Below are 18,045 nucleotides of genomic sequence, written 5' to 3'. Positions count from 1 at the left end.
CTCCTCAGTCCCGGACCGGGACGGCGGAGACCCGCACGTCCGGTCCGCTCATGGTGACCTCTTCGACGGTCAACCGGTGTGCCTCGGTGATGGTCGACACGCCGGAAGCGCCCAACGCCCCGGGGCCCGCGCCGAGCAGGGCGGGGGCCAGGTAGAGCAGCACCCGGTCGACCAGGCCCGCCGCGGTGAACGCCCCGGCCAGCGTCGGGCCGCCCTCGAGCAGCACGTCGACGATGCCGCGGGCGTGCAGAGCGGCCAGCACCTCGACCGGGTCGTGGGTGCGCGCCAGCAGCGTCCCGGCGGAGTCGTCGAGCACCTTGGCGGTGTCGGGCAGGTCGGCGTGTCCCACGACTACCCGCAACGGTTGCCGGGGCTCCGGTGTTCCGTCGTTGGCGCGAGCGGTCAGCGCGGGGTTGTCGGTGAGGACGGTTCCGGTACCGACGACGATGGCGTCGACCCGCCTGCGCAGCTCGTGGACCTCGGCTCTAGAGACCGCCGAGCTGATCCACCGGCTGGTCCCATCGGCGGCGGCAACCCTACCGTCGAAGGTCGCGGCGTACTTCCACGTCACGTGCGGCCTACCGTGGCGGACGGCGTGCAACCACGCGCGCAGCGGTCCTTTGCTGACCTCGTCTTCGAGCAGACCGCCCTCTACGACGACCCCGGCGCCGCGCAGTGTTCTAGCGCCCCCCGATGCGACCGGGTTCGGGTCGGACACCGCATAGACCACGCGCGCGACCCCGGCGGCGATGAGCGCGTCGGCGCACGGCGGGGTGCGGCCGTGGTGCGCGCAGGGCTCGAGGGTGACCACGGCGGTACCGCCCCTGGCCCGCTCCCCCGCGTCCGCCAGCGCCACCACCTCCGCGTGCGGCCCACCGGGCGGCTGGGTGGCCCCCGCACCGACCCGCCGACCCGCCGCGTCGAGCACGACACAGCCCACCGGCGGGTTCGGGCTGGTCAGCCCACGAGCGCCCTCGGCGAGCACCACCGCGGACCGCATCGCCGCGACCAGGCTCTCCTCCACGCCGGACAGTCTCCCAGTCCGGCACGACGTCCCCGCACCCGCCCGTCCACAGGGCGAGACTCTCCACAATGGACTTGCCAGCAGCCGCCGGAGTTGTCCCCGGAGTTGTCCACAACCCGCCGAACCATCCACAGGCCAACCGGGAACCCCTTGACAGACCGCCAACTCCGGTACGCTGGAGCGTGGGTGGCCCCCGGGTGGGTGGGGGTCTGCCGTCCGCCGGGCGGGCCGCGCGAGCGGCCGCGAGCAGGTCACGACCGGGGGTCGACTGTTCGCTGGGCGGGCCGTGCAAGAGGTCGCCAGCGAGCCGAAGCCGGAGGTCCGCTGTCCGCGGGGCGGGTCGCGAACGGGGGCAGGGCTGGGGTTTCGCGCCCTGGCGTTAGGGCGGGTCGACGCAGTGTTACCGGCGGGGGCGGCGTTACCGGCTGCGGCGGCGGGGCCCAGGCCACCGTCACGGCGCTTAACGGTGGCCGGGTAGCCGGGTTCCGGTCAGGCCGGGAGGAAGCGGTGGTTGGCGGAGCGGGCCTGTTCGCGCAGGGCGGCGACGGCCTTGGCGGGGTCGGCGGCGCCGTAGACGGCTGAGCCCGCGACGAAGCAGTCGACGCCCGCCTCGGCGGCGCGTTCGATGGTGTCGGCGTTGATGCCGCCGTCGATCTCGACCAGGAGGTTGAGGTGGCCGGTGTCGACCAGGCCGCGGATGGTGCGGACCTTGTCCAGGACGTGCTCGATGAAGCTCTGCCCGCCGAAGCCCGGTTCGACGGACATGACCAGCAGGGTGTCGTACTCGCGCAGCACCTCGAGGTAGGGCTCGAGCGGGGTGTCCGGCTTGACCGAGAGCCCGGCCTTGGCCCCGGCGGCGCGCAGGTCGCGGGCGATGGCGACCGGGTCGGTGGCGGCCTCGACGTGCACGGTGACGTTGTGCGCGCCCGCCTCGGCGTAGCCGACCGCCCAGCGGTCCGGGTCGGAGATCATCAGGTGGCAGTCGACCGGGATGTCGGTGGCCTTGAGCAGCGACTGGACCACCGGCAGGCCGAGGGTCAGGTTCGGCACGAAGTGGGCGTCCATCACGTCGACGTGGACCCAGTCCGAGCCCTTGATGGCGGCCAGCTCGTCGGCGAGCCTGGCGAAGTCGGCGGACAGGATGCTGGGGGCGATCATCGGCGTGGTCGACACGGGGGACCAGTCTAAATCAGACCAGGGCGACGACCGCGTCCGCGCTCCCCCAAGAGTGGCTGACACCCATGCCGCCGTGCCCGTAGTTGTGGACCACGCGCGCGGCGCCCACCTGCTCGGCCTCCAACCTGGGTTTGGCCCGCCACGGCCGCAGACCGACCCGGTGCCCCACCACCGGCGCGTCGGCCAACCGCGCGTCGATCGCGGAGCAGCGGGCGATGATGCCCTCGGCGACCAACGGGTCCGGTGTGCGATCCCACACGTCTGGCCGTGAGATCCCGCCGAGCACTACGACGTCTCCGTGCGGGAAGAACCCAGCCCACTCGTGGCCGAGCACCGCCTCTATATAGAACTCGTCTAGCCCCGGGTTGGTGACCACGACGTGTTGGCCCCACCAGGGACGTAAGCCTTCGTCCCCAGTTAGCTCTCTCGCGCCAACGCCGGTGCAGTTGACTACCACCGCCGCTTCCGCTGCCGGTTCGGTGAGCGAGGTAATCCTGCGCAGCTCGATCTCTACGTCGATTCGCGCGGTCAGGTAGTCCAAGTAGCGCGGCATGTCGACGATCGGCGCCGTGGTGCGCAGCCCGACCAACATGCCCGGCGCCAACTCCTCCGGGTCGAGCATCCGGACGTCGAGCAGCCGGTCGACCCACGGCGGCGGCTCGCCCTGGATGTCGGAGGCCTGGGTGCCCCGGCAGAGCCGGACGCCGGTCGCGGGGTCGGCGGCGAGCCTGGTCAGCTCGGGCTGGGTCGCGTAGGCCCAGGTGCGGCCGGGGTCCGCGAAGTCCGGTCCCCAGAGAGCGGCCGCGACCGCGGAGGTGGTCTCGGCGGGCGGCTCGGCGGCCCACACGCGCACGCTCGCGCCGGACTCGGCCAACCGGATCGCGGTGCTCAGCCCGATGACCCCGGCGCCGACGACGATGACATCGGTACCCATGTCCGCACGCTACCCCTGAACGGACGCGGTTTGGGTAGGTTGACCTCCTGTGAAGCGGTCCCTGAGGGTGGCGTCCTACGCCGTGTGCGTCGAGGCGGAGAAGATCCTCCTGGCCAGGTGGGTCGGTCGCACGGAGAAGAAGTGGACGCTCCCCGGCGGGGGCATCGACCACGGCGAGGACCCGTTGGACGCCGCGGTCCGCGAGGTGGCCGAGGAGACCGGGTACGCGGTCCGGGTGGACGCGCTGCTGGGCATCGACTCGGTGCACCGGGAGTTCCGCGAACGCACCGGGGTGCGCCGGGCGCTGACCAAGGCGGGTAAGGCTACCGACTGGCACGGCCTGCGGGTGATCTACGCGGCCACCGTCATCGGCGGGGAACTGCGGTTCGAGGAGAACGGCTCCACCGACATGGCGGCCTGGTTCGACCTGGCCGAGGTGTCCACATTGGACCGCACCGACCTGGTGGACACCGCCCTCGATCTGGCCACCCGGAAGCCGCCGACCGGTCGTGCGGACGTGAGCGGCTGATTTCCGCATGGTTGCGGGAAAAAGCCACCGGCGAATTCACCCGGAAGCGCGACGCCCTTTTCCGGTAACCTGACCGCGAGGGGGAAGTCGTTGGTACGCCGGTTCTCTGGGGAGGGAACGCGGTACGGCGACCACGGCTCCCCCAATTCCCCGGGCACCGGACTGCGGTGCCCGACCGCACTCGTGGGGGTTCACCAATGGCACACCGCCATGCCAGAGACAGTTTCTTCATCGTCGGCGAGGGCATCGTCGGCGACACCGACATCGACCGTGGCCGTGACACCGGCACCGGCACCGGGGACAGCCCGGACCGGCCGGACGACGCGCCGGTCACCAGGACCGCGTCCGCCGAGGAGGAGTTGCGCCGGTTCCGGTTCTCCCGCCTCGGCCCCAGGGGCAAGCGGACCGACGAGGGGCTGCGCGCCGCGCTGGCGGCCGCGATCACCGACACCGCCCCGGGACAACCGGATGGCACCGTCCCGGCTGGATACACCTACCTCGGCCAGTTCGTCGACCACGACCTGACCGTCGACCGGACCGCGACCCAGTTGGGCTCTGAGGTCACCGTGGACGAGTTGGTGCAGGGCCGGTCACCAGCGCTGGACCTGGACTCGCTCTACGGCCGCGGACCGCACGACCGGGTCGATCGGCGGTTCTACGCCGAGGACGGGGTCCGGCTCAAGGTCGGCACGACCTCGGCGACCGAGTTCCCCGACGACCGGGTCCGGGTGGACCTGGAGGGGTTCGACCTGCCGCGCGCGGGTGGCGCGGCGGGGACGGCGGCCGACCGGCGGGCGCCGCTGATCCCGGACCTGCGCAACGACGAGAACCTGGCGGTCGCGCAGACCCACCTGGCGTTCATCCGGTTCCACAACCGGGTCGTGGAACACCTGGCGCTGACCGGGATCCACGAGCGCCGGTTGTTCGAGGCGGCGCGCGAGCAGGTGGTCAAGCACTACCAGTGGCTGCTGCGCACCGACTTCCTGCCCAGGATCGTGGACCCGGCGGTGGTGGCCGACGTGTTCACCAACGGCCGCCGGTTCTTCGAGGCCCGCGGGCACGGCAGGCAGCCGACGATGCCGGTCGAGTTCTCCGTGGCCGCGTACCGGATGGGCCACAGCATGGTGCGCGAGGCCTACGAGTGGAACCGGGTGTTCACCACCGGCGGCCCGGGTCCGCTGGGCACCCTGTTGCTGCTGTTCACCTTCAGCGGGGTCAGCGGCAACTTCACCGGCGGCGGGCTGCCCGAGTTGGACGACCCGAACTCCGGCGCGGTCGACCGGCTGCCGACGAACTGGATCGCCGATTTCCGCCGGTTGTACGACTTCACCGAGGCGGGCCGCCCCGACCTGGCCCCGCCGCCGGGGGCGGGCAACGTGGCCAAGCGCATCGACACGCTGCTGGTCGACCCGCTGGCCCAGCTCCCGGCGGGCACCTTCGGCGGTCGCGGCAGCTCGTTCCCCGACATCCACCGCAACCTGGCCTTCCGGAACCTGACCAGGGCCAGCATGATCCGGCTCGCCTCCGGTCAACAGCTGGCGGCCCAGTTCGGCGTCACCCCGCTGACCTCCGAGCAGATCCTCACCGGCAGCGGCGGCGCGACCCTGGCGGGCCTGACCCCGCAGCAGCGCGCCTCCCTCGTCGCCGACACCCCGCTCTGGTTCTACGTCCTGCGTGAGGCGGAGCTCAACAACGGCCTCCTCGGCCAGGTCGGTGGGCGCATCGTCGCCGAGGTGTTCCACCGCGCCATCGAGGGCAGCAGGCACTCCATCGTCCGCGAACCCTGGTGGCGCCCCACCCTGGGCCCGGACAAGGCCACCTTCCGCATGACCGACCTCCTGCTGTTCGCCTTCGAGGGCAAGGCCGATCTCCTCAACCCGTTAGGCGACTGACAGCCCGTTCCCGCGACTGTGACAGGTCGATCGCGCACGGTCATCCACTCCGGTGGTTGGCCGTGCGCGGTGACCGGACCGCCTTCGGGGAGTGCTTGTGCGGTGACGGAAATGGGGGGTTGCTTTCTGCGTCTTGCAGGGAAGTCGAGAGGGAGGTGGTGCGTTCGAGGTCAGGCGGAAGTGGGTGGGTGCGCTGTCGGCGGGGAGCGTCGACAGCGGTAGCGTTCCCATGTGGACTTGGCAACTGTGGCCCGTGCGCGCCTCGCGGCAGCGGCGGACTCGACCCGCGCGCCGGATATGCAGCGCTACATGAAATCCGAGATGCCGTTCCACGGGGTTCCCAAACCCGCAAGGGATTCACTTGTCCGGCAACTGCCCGCCCTCACCTCCCGCGCGGAGTGGCTCGACGTCGTCGGCAGGCTCTGGCGCGAGGCCGATCACCGCGAGGAGCGGTACGTCGCCCTGGATCTGCTGCGCCGCTACCCGCGCTGGCAGGAACCCGATCTCCTCCCGCTGTACGAGGAGTTCATCACCACCGGCGCCTGGTGGGACTATGTGGACGAACTGGCCAGCCACCACGTCGGCCCGCTCCTGCTCGCCCACCGCGCCCTGGTGACCCCCGTCCTGCGCACCTGGTCCGTCTCCCCCGACCGCTGGAAACGCCGCGCCGCCATCATCTGCCAACTCTCCGCCAAGGGCGAGACAGACCTCACCCTCCTCACCCACGCCATCGAGGCCAACACCCAGGACCCAGACTTCTTCCTCCGCAAGGGAATAGGCTGGGCCCTCCGCCAACACGCCCGCGTCGACCCCGCTTGGGTGCGCGAGTTCGTGGACGCCCACCCGGACCTGTCGCCGCTTTCTCGGCGGGAGGCGTTGAAGCACCTCGCGTGAGTTGTTCGCGTGAGGTGCTGTTGTAGGTTGGATTCGGCGCGGGGGGTGGGTTGTCCACATGGGGCGGAGTTGTCCACAGGCTCGACTTTCAGCCTCTCTTGCCTTGCGCCCCCTTCGGTAGGCTGTGTATTCGGGGGACTTTGGGGCGGGTTGATCTTGCTGGCCTTGGTCGGCAGGGCGTTGAGCTGGGGGAAGTCCGGGTCTCGGGCCTCCGCTGCGCTGCGGTAGACGGCTCGCCTTCGGCATTGCAGTGAGGCGCGAGTTTCGAGCGAAGCTCGATGGGGCGAACTCATTTTGTGCGGGGCCCCGGGACCACCCTGGGAAGGGCTAAAAGCAGGGGGCCACAGAGCGGCTCTCCCCTGCCCCTGACGACGCTACGGGTGGTCCTCCCCCACACAAAACAAGTCCACCCCATCGAGCCAGCCTGGCACCAGCGCCTTCGCGGAGCGGTGGGCGGCCAACGTTGTCGGCGGGCGCTTGAGGGCCAACGTTGTGGGGTCTTCGCCAGTCGTGGCGGGTGGGCTGGGACTGGGCGTGGGGACTTTGTGGAGCGCTGGGGGCGATGCGCTCGGGGTTGGTGGGGCGTGGGCTGGGGGTGCGGGAAAGGGGGTGGGCGGGGTTGCGAATAGGGGGTTGAGGGGGGTGTGGGCGATTGCGTGGGGTTAAAGGTTGAAAGGAGGTAAAGGGCGGGAAATGTCATCCGTCCGGTGGCTGATGGTGGGGGGTGGGGGTGAGCCACGATGGGGAGGGAAACGGGTGTCCAAGTGAGGAGAGTTGAGTGAAGGTCGCGCGGGTTGGGGTGTTGGTGGGGGTCATGGTGTTGGCGTTGGCGGGGACGGCGGGAGCCGCGACAGGTAGTGCGGGCGGAGCCGGGACGCAGGCTGCAGGGGGAACCGAGGCGGCGGTTGTTTGGTATCCGAAGCATGTGAAGTCGACGGTTAGTGATGTGCGGGTGTTCACGTCGGCTACGGGGCAGAACATTTATGGGCTTTGGGGGGCGTGCACCAATTTCTACACCGATCGCAATGATGGTGGGCGGTATCACGTGTTGCTGACGGGGTCGGTGGATGCGTGGGTGACGGCGAGCAGTGCGTATGTGGCGGATGGGCACTGCTGAGGCAGGCTCAGTCCAGGTGCGTGGTGAGGGACTTCACCAGGGGGTCGGAGTCCACCGGTTTTCCCTGTTCCTCCAGGGTTCTGGCGAGGGTGCCCAGCACGACGCCGAGGGTTTGGGGGTTGGGTGGGGTGCCGAGGAGGGCGGCGGCGCGGCGGGCCTCGGATTCGGCGGTGTCGGGGTCGCCGATGTCCAGGTGGAGGTGGGCGGCGCGGCCCGCGAGGAAGGCCTGCCAGTCGGGGTTGCCCAGGCGCACGGCTAGTTCCTCGGCGGCGGCGTTGGCGGTGAGGGCCTGGGCGTAGTGCTCGTGGTGGGCCAGCAGGGCCACGCGGAAGCCGATGGTCTCGGCCAGTTGGTCGAGACCGTCCTCCGTCGACGCCGCGAGGGTCTCCGCCTCGTCCAAGTAGGACAGTCCGGCGGTGAGGTCGGCCATGCCCCTGGCGTGGGCGAGGCGGACCAGGGACTCGCTGGCCGCGATCGGGTTGTCCGCGGCGCGCCAGTGGGCGGCGGAGTGCTCGAACGCGGTCGCGGCATCCGGTAGCGCGCCCAAGTGCAGGCGGACGTCGCCGAGCTGGTGCAGCAGGTGGCCGAGCAGGGCGTCGTCTGTGGTGCCCGCGTCGATGACGGCGGTCAGGTGGGTCTCGGCGGTGGCGTGCTCGTCGAGGTCGCGGCAGGCCAGCGCCAGGCGGTAGTGGACCTTGGTGAGCAGGTCGGTCGCCGTGGGCGGGGTGAGCCGGAGGGCTTCCTCCAGGGTCTCCGCCGCCTCCAGCGCGCGGCCCGTGGCCAGGTACCCGGCGGACAGGTGCAGGCAGGCCTGGGCCGTGCCCACCGGCGGCAGGTACGCGCGGGCCGCCGCGGCGGCCTCCAGCAGGGTCGGCAGGTTCTCGGCCGCGAGCCCCGCGTGGTCGATGAGGACCGCGTACTGCATCAGCGAGTCGGCCAGCCACGGCCCCGGGCTCTTGCGGCACCGCGCCACCAGCTGGTCGAACCAGTGCGCGGACTCCTCGATCCGCCCCAGGTCCGCCAGCAGCCGCGCGCGGTGGTCCATCAGCCGCAGCGTCGTCAGCTCCGGCCAGGTGCTCACCCCGTCGAGCAGGCCCGCGACGATCGCCAACGCGCCGGGCACGTCGCCGGACGCGGCCAGCAACTCGGCCCGGACGTCGCGCACCGCCCCGAGGAACTGGGGTGCCGCCGCCGTCGCCACCTCCTCCGCGGTGTCCAGGGAGGCCGCGCCCGTGACGGGATCCAGGTCCACCAGCGCGAGATGGCCGTAGATCACCGCGAGAGCGTCGCCCAGCGTCGTGCCCTCGGCGACAGCGAGCCGTGCGTGGTCGTTGGCGCGGGCGGTCTGCCCGGCGTGCTGCCACAACCCGGCCAGCACGTGGTGCAGGCGCGCGGCGATGACCAGTTCCCCGGCGGCCAGCAGCCGCGACTGGCACTCCACCAACCGGGCCGCCGTCACCGCCGGGTCGTCGATGCGCTGGAACCGCTGCCGGTGCGCGGCCACCCTCGCCGCCAGCCCGTCGGGGAGGCCGACCGCCGAGACGTCCGCGAGCAGCCGGACGCCGGTGAGCGCCTGCCCCGCCTCGATCGCCGCGCACGCCGCCTCGGCCGCGTCGACCTGGTCGCGCGGCTCCCCCAGCACGGCGGTGTCGAGCTCGCCGGTGAACGACCCGACTTGCTCGGCCTGCGCCGCCGGGGGAACGGCCACCAGCACCGGTCCCACGTCGGCGAGGTCCAGCGTCGCGCGCACCCGCCCGCTGACCGCGTCCGTCCCGTTGCGCTGGTCGAACGCCACCGCCGTGGTCAACGCCTCCTCGGCGCAGAAGACGCGCAGCGCCTCCCCGTCCAGCTCGACCTCGCCGAGGGTGAACCGGCGGTCCGCGCGGTCGGGCACCCGGCTCAGCACCAGCGCGGCCGCCGCGGCGAACTCCAGCAGCACCTTGGGGCTCGGCGGATCGGTGAGGACGTCGATGTTGTCGGTGAGGATCTCCAGCCCGCGCCCGGCGTTGTCGGTGATGGCGCAGAACCGCAGGTGCGCGTGCAGCGCGGACCGACCCTGCGGGGTGCCGCGGACCACCCGGTAGGACACCAGGTGCGCCCGCGCGGCGTCCTCGAGCCTGCCGGTGGCCAGGTAGGCCTCGATCAGCGACGCCAGCACGCCGTGCGGCTGCTCCGCGCAGTCGGACGGCTCGTCGAGCACCGGCCTGGCCACCGCGATCGCCTCGGTGAACCGCTCCCGGGACACGAAGTAGCCGACCTGGCTGTCCACCACGCACGCCGGGCAGTCGCTCATGTCGTCGGGCTCGGCGCCGCGCCACGCGGTGAAGTGGGTGTCCGCCGCCTCGGTGTCCCCCACGTGGTGGGCCAGCGCGCGCCGCTTGTCGTGCACGGGGTGCAGCGAGTAGCCGTGCAGCCGGTAGCGCTGTTCGAGCTGGTCGACCAGGGCGGTGATCTGGTCCAGGGTGAACCGGGGGTCGCCGAGCAGCCCGGTGGCCAGCCACTTGTGCATCCAGGTGAACTGGTGCACCGCCCACTCGTCGAACGCCTCCGGGTGCCGGGTCTCGGTGGCGCGCAGCCAGGCGAACGGGGTGAGCATCAGGTCGTAGCGGCGGATCTCCCGGTAGGCGTTGACCAGGACCAGCCGCGACGCGACGCCCAGGTCGGGCAGCCCGGCGGCGTCGGCGGCGCGCGCGACCCGTTCCAGCGCCTCGCACTTGGCCGGACCGGCGGGCAGGTCGTCGGACTCGTGCAGCTGCCTGGCCAGGCGCTCACGCGGGTCGGGCTCGGGCACGTCGATCCTCCGGGTCAGTGTCCGATGGCGCGGTCGAGCAGGTCGAGGAACGACCCGGTGAGCGCGGCGGTGTCCTTGGGGCGCAGCGGCCGGTGCGACTGCAGCAGGGCGTTGACGTAGAGCGCGCGCACCGCCGACTCCAGCAGCGCGGTGTCGGCGACCTCGGCGAGCCGGGCCACCAGCGGGTTGCGGGTGTTGAGCACCAGCCGCTGCGCGGCGCCGGAACCCGAGTCGACCAAGTGCCCGAGCAGGTCGGCCCACAGCGGGTCGGCCTCGGCGCGGGCCTCCTCGGCGTCCTGCCTGCGCGCGCCCTCGGCGTCGGCGATGAGCAGCGCGGGCAGCGACACCGGGTCGAACTCGCGCAGCGTCGGTTCGCAGTCGTGGTCGTGCAGCACCGCACCGGCCACCCGGACGGTGTCGGCGAGCGCGGCCTCGGTCGCGGCGTCCGGTCGGCCGAGCGCGGCCAGCAGCTCCCTCGGGTCCACCCGGCGCGCGGTGTCGGGCCCGTCGCGCTCGGCGATGCGGCGCAGCAGGTCGGTGTCGTAGGCGTACCCGGCGTTGACCAGGCCGATGTCCTGGGCGGCGGCGACCGGGGCGAGCTGGCGGAACTCGTCGACGTCGGGGGTGTAGAGCACGGTGGGGTGGCTGCGCCGGAACTGCCGCAGCGGCATCGGGCCCCGGGTGGTCTCGTACGGCAGCCACCGCTCGGCCAGCCCCAGCAGCTCGTCGTCGACCAGGGCCAGCGACTTGATGCCCATGTGGTGCGCGGCCAGCAACGCGCCCGCGCGTTCCGGCTCGGTCGCGGCCAGGCGGACCAGCCAGTCCCGCACCCGCCCGCCGAGGGCGTCGCGCACGGCCAGCAGCGTCTCGTCCTCGTAGAGCGCCTCGCGGCTCGCGGTCGGCCGCAGCGCGGAGGTGTCCACAACGCACCGGACGAAGTAAGCCCAGTCCGGCAGCAGGCCCTCCACGGCAGTGCCAACCAGCATCCGCTTCAGGTAGACCCGGTGGGCTTGTCGGGCCCCTGGATGCGCGCCTTCAGGTAGTACGAACGCCACACCGGTCAGTCCAGCGGCTCCGACCTCTAGCGGCAACGCGTCGAACGGTTCGAAACCGAACACCGCGCGGCAGTACCCGGCGAGCCGCTCGCGGTGCTCCGCGCTGGTCTCCCCCTCGACCCGGGTCCACGGGAATCCACCCGATGTGACCACCGCGGTGTCGGTGGCGCCCACGACGCGCACCTCGTAAGGAAGCAGCGAGCCGAACTCGGCCGCCAGCGGCGCGACGGTGGCGTACTCGGTCCAGTGGTCGCAGTCGCGCCTGGGCAGCAGGGTCAGCGTGGTGCCGACCTCGTCGCGCGCGGAGTCGTCGACCTCCACCGTGTAGGTGCCGTCGTTGCGACCGGTCCAGCGCACCGCCGGGCCACCGCTGGCGGACCGGCTGACCAGCCGCACCTCGTCGGCCACCATGAAGCAGGACAGCAGCCCGACGCCGAACTGGCCGAGGAAGTCGCGCCTGGCGAACCCGAGGTCGTCGCGTTTGGACGTCCCGCCGAGGGTGGACAGCAGCGCGTGCACCTCGGCCTCGGCCAACCCGATGCCGGTGTCGCTCACCCGCAGCGTCCCGTCCCCGGTGTGCTCCGGGCACTCCAGGGTGATCCGGCGCGGCGCCCCCGGCTCCACCAGGCCCCGTGCGGTGACCGCGTCCACCGCGTTCTGCAGCACCTCGCGCACGTAGACCCGCGGGCTGCTGTAGAGGTGGTGACTGAGCAGGTCGATGACACCGCGAAGGTTGACACCGAATGTCTGGGCCAAGGTGGACCTCTGCGGGCTTCAGGGGGCGGGAGGGTGAACCGTGCGGGCGGGTTTGGGCGGGCGGATCACGTGCGGTGGACCGAACACGGGGCGGGCGGGGGTCGCCTGGGGCGAGTGCCCGGCCCAGGTCACAGTACAGGCGTCCTGTGACATCGGCCCGGCCTTCACCCGGCCGCGCGAACCCGCACCGCCACCCGGGGCAACCCCACCGGGCGGCACTGCGCCAACTCGGTGTCGGACCGCCCGGGCGATCACCTAGGATCGAGGCAGCTCACCCGTACCGCCGGGTGTGCGCGAAGTCCGCACCAGGACCCCCGGGGAGCTGTCCAGAAACCATGTCCGGAGCCAACGACCCGTACGACCCCAAGGAGGTCGCGGCGCTCACGCCCGACGTCCTCCAGGCCGCCGTGGAGAAGGCCCGCGAGGAGTTCGGCTCCGCCGCCGACCTCGACGCGCTCGCCGCGGTCAAGCCAGCCCACCTCGGGGACCGCTCGCCGTTGCTGCAGGCCCGCCGGGAGATCGGCGCGCTGCCCCCGCAGGCGCGCTCGGAGGCGGGCAAGCGGGTCAACGAGGCGCAGGCGCTGGTGAAGGCCGCCTACGAGGACCGCCTCGCCCGCCTGAAGGTGGAGCGCGACGAGCGGGTGCTGCGCGAGGAGGGCGTCGACGTCACCCTCCCGTGGGACCGGCGGCCGCGCGGTGCCCGCCACCCCATCACCACGCTCTCGGAGCGCATCGGCGACGTGTTCATCGGCATGGGCTACGAGATCGCCGAGGGCCCCGAACTCGAGGGCGAGTGGTTCAACTTCGACGCGCTGAACTTCAAGAAGGACCACCCGGCGCGCACCATGCAGGACACGTTCTACGCGGGCGAGGAGGGTTCCGGCCTGGTGCTGCGCACGCACACCTCGCCGGTGCAGGTCCGCGCGCTGGTGGGTCGTGAGCTGCCGGTCTACGTCGTGTGCCCGGGTCGCACCTTCCGCACCGACGAGCTCGACGCCACGCACACCCCGGTCTTCAACCAGGTCGAGGGCCTGGCGGTGGACAAGGGCCTGACGATGGCGCACCTCAAGGGCACGCTGGACGCCTTCGCCAAGGCCATCTTCGGCGACGAGGCGCACGTGCGGCTGCGGCCGTCGTTCTTCCCGTTCACCGAGCCCTCCGCCGAGCTGGACGTGTGGTTCACCGCCAAGAAGGGCGGCCCCGGCTGGGTCGAGTGGGGCGGCTGCGGCATGGTCAACCCGAACGTGCTGCGCGCGTGCGGTGTCGACCCCGACGTCTACTCGGGCTTCGCCTTCGGCATGGGCATCGAGCGGACGTTGCAGTTCCGCGACGGCATCCCCGACATGCGCGACATGGTCGAGGGCGACGTCCGGTTCACCCTTCCCTTCGGCACGGAGGCGTAGTGCGGATCCCCGTCAGCTGGCTCATCCAGCAGCTCGAACTCACCGAGGACCACCGCGACATCGGCGCTACCGAGATCGCCGCGGCGTTCATCCGGGTCGGCATCGAGGTCGAGGAAGTCCTGCCGCTTGGCCCGGTCACCGGCCCGGTCGTGGTCGGCCGGGTCGCGCAGATCGAGGAGCTCACCGGTTTCAAGAAGCCGATCCGGTACTGCACCGTGGAGATCGGCGAGCCGGAGGAGGACGGTGAGCAGCCGCTGACCACCCAGGTCGTGTGCGGTGCCACCAACTTCGTCGAGGGCGACGTGGTCGTGGTCGCGCTGCCCGGCGCGGTGCTGCCCGGCGACTTCACCATCGCCGAGCGCAAGACCTACGGCCGGGTCAGCCGCGGCATGATCTGCGCGGCCGACGAGCTGGGCCTGGGCGACGACCACTCCGGCATCCTGGTGCTGCCCGTGGACGACGACGTGGCCCCGGGTGACGACGCCATCGAGCTGCTCGGGCTCACCGACACGGTCATCGAGCTGGCGCCGACCCCCGACCGCGGCTACTGCCTGTCCATGCGCGGCCTGGCCAGGGAACTGGCCTGCGCGCTGGACCTGGGGTTCATCGACCCGGCGGCGATCGAGGTCCCCGCGGCGGAGAACCGGGCGATCGCGGTGGACCTGGTGGCCGAGGGCGCCTGCTCGCGGTTCGCGGTGCGCCGGGTGACCGGTGTGGACCCGACCGCGCCGACGCCGTGGCACATCCGCCGCACGCTGATGCTGGCCGGGATCCGGTCGATCTCGCTTGCGGTGGACGTCACCAACTTCGTGATGCTCGAGCTGGGCCAGCCGATGCACGCCTTCGACACCTCGCGGGTGCGCGGCGGGTTGACGGTGCGCCGGGCGGTCGCGGGCGAGAAGCTGGTCACCCTCGACGACGTCGAGCGGACCCTGGACCCGGACGACATCGTCATCAGCGACGAGTCCGGCCCGATCTCGCTGGCCGGGGTGATGGGCGGCGCGAGCACCGAGGTGCGCGCGGACAGCACCGACATCCTGCTGGAGGCCGCTGTCTGGGACCCGCCGTCGATCGCGCGGGCGGTGCGCAGGCACAAGCTGCCCAGTGAGGCGTCGCGCCGCTACGAGCGCGTCGTGGACCCGGCGCTGCCGCCGGTCGCGCTGGAGCGGGCCGCGCGGCTGCTGCGCCAGTACGGCGAGGGCAGCATCCAGCCCGGTCGCACCGACGAGGGCAGCCCGCACGCGCCCGCCCCGGTGGTCATGGCGATGGACCTGCCCGACAGGGTCGCCGGTGCCCGTTATGCGCGCGGTGTGACCGCGGCCCGGTTGCAGCAGATCGGCTGCCGGGTCGAGGTGGGCGCCGCCGAGGACGGCACGCCGGAGGTCACCGCGTTCCCGCCGAGCTGGCGCGCGGACCTGACCCAGCCAGCCGACCTGGTCGAGGAGGTCCTGCGGTTGCAGGGCTACGAGACCATCCCGTCGGTGCTGCCGACCGCGCCCGCCGGGCACGGGTTGACCCCGACCCAGCGCCGCCGCAGGCACGTCTCGCGGACGCTGGCCGAGCAGGGCTACGTCGAGGTGCTGCCGTTCCCGTTCGTCTCGCCGCAGGTGTGGGACGCGTTCGGGCTCGATGCGGACGACGTGCGCCGCCGCACGGTGCGGGTGCGCAACCCGCTGGAGTCCGACCGCGACCAGCTCGCGACCACGCTGCTGCCCGGGTTGCTCGACACCCTGGCGCGCAACGTATCGCGCGGCGCCAAGGACGTGGCGTTGTTCCACATCGGGCAGGTCGTGCTGCCGCACGCGGAAGCCAGGCCGATGCCGGATGTCGCGGTCACCGGTCGGCCGGACGACGAGCAGTTCGCGGCGTTGGCCGCCGCGCTGCCCGCGCAGCCCACCCACGTGGCCGTCGTGCTGGCGGGCAACCACCAGCGCGCGGGCTGGTGGGGTGGCGGCGAGGCGGCGTCGTGGGCGGACGCGGTGCGGGCCGCCCAGGTGGTCGCCGAGGCAGCGGGCGTCGAGCTGACGGTGAGTGCCGACGTGCTCGCTCCGTGGCACCCGGGTCGGTGCGCGCGGTTGAGCGTGGGCGGGTTCCCGGTCGGGCACGCGGGCGAGCTGCACCCGAAGGTCGTGGAGGCGCTCGGGTTGCCGAAGCGGACCTGCGCGATGGAGCTCGACCTGGACCTGTTGCCGGTGCGCCAGCGCAAGGTGGTGCCGGTCGTGTCGCCGTACCCGCCGGTGCTGCTCGACGTGGCGCTGGTGGTCGACGACGAGGTCCCGGCGGCGGAGCTGACCGACACCCTGCGCGGTGGCGGCGGCGACCTGCTGGAGGAGCTGAACCTGTTCGACGTGTTCAGCGGCACCCAGGTCGGCGAGGGCAAGCGGTCGCTGGCGTACTCGCTGCGCTTCCGCGCGACCGACCGCACGCTGACGGTGGAGGAGGCGACGGCGGCGCGCGACGCGGCGGTCGCGGCGGCCACCGAGCGGCACGGGGCGACCCTGCGCGGCTGACCAAGTGCTGTACGTGACGGGGGTGGACCCAACGGTCCGCCCCCGTTGTCGTTGCCTTGGGCGGTCGCGGTTGTCCGATGTCCCGGTCGTGCTCCCCCGGGCATTCGGGCCACGACGTCGCGCTCGGTCCGATGTGGAGAGTCCGGATTTTCCCGCATCGCCCGGTATCGTCGATCGACAATGCTTTCGCGTTAGCAAAAATCGGTGGTTGGCTATTCCCAACCGGACGCCGCTGGGGCAGCATCGGGCGGTCCGCGAACCACAACCCGGGTGCGGACGAAGCATGAGGGAAATGGGGCAATGTGAAGAAAATCGTGGCGGTCGTCGCCGCGGCAGGCTTCGTGGTTGGCGGTGCGGTGCTCGCACCGGTGGTCTCCGCGGCCCCGCAGGCCAAGCCCGCGCCCAACCAGGTCAGCTACGACCCCGCGCCGATCGCGTGGGGCACCTGCGCCAGCCCTGGGCTCGCCAGGCGCGGCGCGCAGTGCGGTTTCCTCGAGGTGCCGCTCGACTACGGCAAGCAGTCCGGCAAGAAGATCAAGATCGCGGTCTCCCGGATCGCGGCCAAGGTGCCAGCGGACAAGTACCAGGGCATCATGATCACCAACCCCGGTGGCCCCGGCGGCTCCGGCCTGACCCTGTCGGTGCTCGGCGAGTACGTGCCCAACGGCGCGGGCGAGGCCTACGACTGGATCGGCTTCGACCCGCGCGGTGTCGGGTCCAGCCAGCCCGCGCTGGCCTGCGACGGCGACTACTTCGCCTACAACCGGCCCTACTACGTGCCGGTGACCAGCAAGCTGGAGCAGACCTGGCTGACCAGGTCGAAGAACTACGCGAAGGCGTGCGACACCGCCGGTGGCGACCTGCTCGACAACGTCAAGACCACCGACACGGTCAACGACATCGACGTCCTGCGCAAGGCGCTCAAGCAGGAGAAGATCAACTTCTACGGCTTCTCCTACGGCACCTACCTGGGCCAGGTCTACGCGACCCTGTACCCGGAGCGGGTGCGCCGGATGGTGCTCGACGGCAACGTCGACGCGCGCAAGGTCTGGTACCAGGCCAACCTGGACCAGGACGTCGCGTTCGACCGCAACATCAAGGTCTACTTCGACTGGATCGCCAAGAACAACGCGACCTACAAGCTGGGCAAGTCCGGCCGCGAGGTCGAGGCGCTGTTCTACCGCGAGCAGCTGAAGTTCATCGCCAAGCCCGCGGGCGGCATCATCGGGCCCGACGAGTGGACCGACATCTTCCTGCAGGCCGGGTACTACGTGTTCGGCTGGGAGGACGTGGCCAACGCGTTCTCCGCGTGGGTCAACGACGGTGACTACTCGGGTCTGAAGGCGCTCTACGACGCGTCCAACGGCCAGGGCCCCGGCACCGACAACGGCTTCGCGATGTACCTGGCCACCCAGTGCACCGACGTCCAGTGGCCCACCTCGTGGACCAAGTGGAAGATCGACAACTGGATCACCCACATCCGCGCGCCGTTCGAGACCTGGGGCAACGCCTGGTTCAACGCGCCCTGCCTCAACTGGGGCGGCAAGACCGGCACGCCGGTCAAGGTCGACGGGTCCAAGGCCCCGCCGATCCTGCTGCTCAACGAGACGCTGGACGCCGCGACGCCGTACGAGGGCAGCCTCGAACTGCGGTCCCGGTTCCCCAAGGCCGTCCTGGTCGAGGGGGTCGGCGGCACGACCCACTCCGGTTCGCTGAACGGGGTCGCCTGCGTCGACGACAAGATCGCCGAGTACCTGGCCACCGGCAAGCTCCCGGCCCGGGTCGCGGGTCGTCGTTCGGACGCGCAGTGCGAGCCGCTGCCGCAGCCGAACCCCGCCGGTGCCACGCAGCGCAAGGCGAGCATCGCGGCGAACGACATCACCCGCGCTGACCTGCAGAAGCTCATCGTGGGCGCACGCGGCTGACGCTGGACACCTGTTAGATCCCTGAGGGGCGGATGCGAT

11 protein-coding genes are annotated in these 18,045 nt (G+C 71.8%); 6 read left to right on the top strand and 5 right to left on the bottom strand.

Annotated elements, in window-relative coordinates; genetic code table 11:
- Window positions 1-4: 4 nt before the first annotated feature.
- The 3 genes from ribD to LV79_RS22795 form a co-directional block, all read right to left on the bottom strand.
- On the bottom strand, window positions 5-1,000 hold the full coding sequence (ribD, locus tag LV79_RS22805; protein WP_253840420.1) for a bifunctional diaminohydroxyphosphoribosylaminopyrimidine deaminase/5-amino-6-(5-phosphoribosylamino)uracil reductase RibD: 996 nt from the start codon (window positions 998-1,000) through the stop codon (window positions 5-7).
- Window positions 1,001-1,513: 513 nt separating this feature from the next.
- Window positions 1,514-2,182: a ribulose-phosphate 3-epimerase gene (gene rpe, locus LV79_RS22800; protein ID WP_253840418.1), complete on the bottom strand. Its 669-nt coding sequence runs from the start codon at window positions 2,180-2,182 to the stop codon at window positions 1,514-1,516.
- A gap of 31 nt (window positions 2,183-2,213) precedes the next feature.
- A complete protein-coding gene (locus LV79_RS22795; protein ID WP_253840215.1) occupies window positions 2,214-3,134 on the bottom strand; it encodes an NAD(P)/FAD-dependent oxidoreductase in 921 nt (306 codons plus the stop codon).
- A gap of 49 nt (window positions 3,135-3,183) precedes the next feature.
- Between LV79_RS22795 and LV79_RS22790 the strand changes: the two genes are divergently transcribed.
- From LV79_RS22790 to LV79_RS22780, 3 genes are all read left to right on the top strand, one after another.
- Entirely contained in the window at window positions 3,184-3,663 is a 480-nt protein-coding gene (locus LV79_RS22790; RefSeq protein WP_253840214.1) for an NUDIX hydrolase, read from the top strand.
- A gap of 197 nt (window positions 3,664-3,860) precedes the next feature.
- Window positions 3,861-5,555 carry a peroxidase family protein gene (locus tag LV79_RS22785; RefSeq protein ID WP_253840213.1) on the top strand — a complete coding sequence of 565 codons (1,695 nt, stop codon included), beginning with the start codon at window positions 3,861-3,863 and terminating at the stop codon, window positions 5,553-5,555.
- 231 nt (window positions 5,556-5,786) lie between these two features.
- The gene (locus tag LV79_RS22780; protein ID WP_308208958.1) at window positions 5,787-6,449 is read left to right on the top strand and encodes a DNA alkylation repair protein; all 663 of its coding nucleotides are present in this window, start codon (window positions 5,787-5,789) and stop codon (window positions 6,447-6,449) included.
- Window positions 6,450-7,573: 1,124 nt separating this feature from the next.
- On the opposite strand, the gene LV79_RS22775 is transcribed toward LV79_RS22780, so the two are convergent.
- Together LV79_RS22775 and LV79_RS22770 are read right to left on the bottom strand one after the other, a co-directional pair.
- On the bottom strand, window positions 7,574-10,357 hold the full coding sequence (locus LV79_RS22775) for a hypothetical protein (protein WP_253840212.1): 2,784 nt from the start codon (window positions 10,355-10,357) through the stop codon (window positions 7,574-7,576).
- 14 nt (window positions 10,358-10,371) lie between these two features.
- Window positions 10,372-12,168, bottom strand: coding sequence for an HSP90 family protein (locus LV79_RS22770; protein ID WP_253840211.1), 1,797 nt, complete (start codon window positions 12,166-12,168; stop codon window positions 10,372-10,374).
- 335 nt (window positions 12,169-12,503) lie between these two features.
- Between LV79_RS22770 and pheS the strand changes: the two genes are divergently transcribed.
- The 3 genes from pheS to LV79_RS22755 all read left to right on the top strand — a co-directional run bounded on the left by pheS (window position 12,504) and on the right by LV79_RS22755 (window position 18,006).
- Window positions 12,504-13,571 carry a phenylalanine--tRNA ligase subunit alpha gene (gene pheS / locus LV79_RS22765; RefSeq protein ID WP_253840210.1) on the top strand — a complete coding sequence of 356 codons (1,068 nt, stop codon included), beginning with the start codon at window positions 12,504-12,506 and terminating at the stop codon, window positions 13,569-13,571.
- Window positions 13,571-16,081, top strand: a complete 2,511-nt coding sequence (gene pheT, locus LV79_RS22760; protein WP_253840209.1) for a phenylalanine--tRNA ligase subunit beta — start codon at window positions 13,571-13,573, stop codon at window positions 16,079-16,081. Before pheS ends, pheT begins: the two co-directional genes overlap by 1 nt.
- Before the next feature lie 302 nt (window positions 16,082-16,383).
- On the top strand, window positions 16,384-18,006 hold the full coding sequence (locus tag LV79_RS22755; protein ID WP_253840208.1) for an alpha/beta hydrolase: 1,623 nt from the start codon (window positions 16,384-16,386) through the stop codon (window positions 18,004-18,006).
- Window positions 18,007-18,045 lie beyond the last annotated feature (39 nt).

Source organism: Actinokineospora globicatena, assembly GCF_024171945.1.
Lineage (GTDB): Bacteria > Actinomycetota > Actinomycetes > Mycobacteriales > Pseudonocardiaceae > Actinokineospora > Actinokineospora globicatena.
This window is presented reverse-complemented; position numbering and strand designations above follow the sequence as displayed.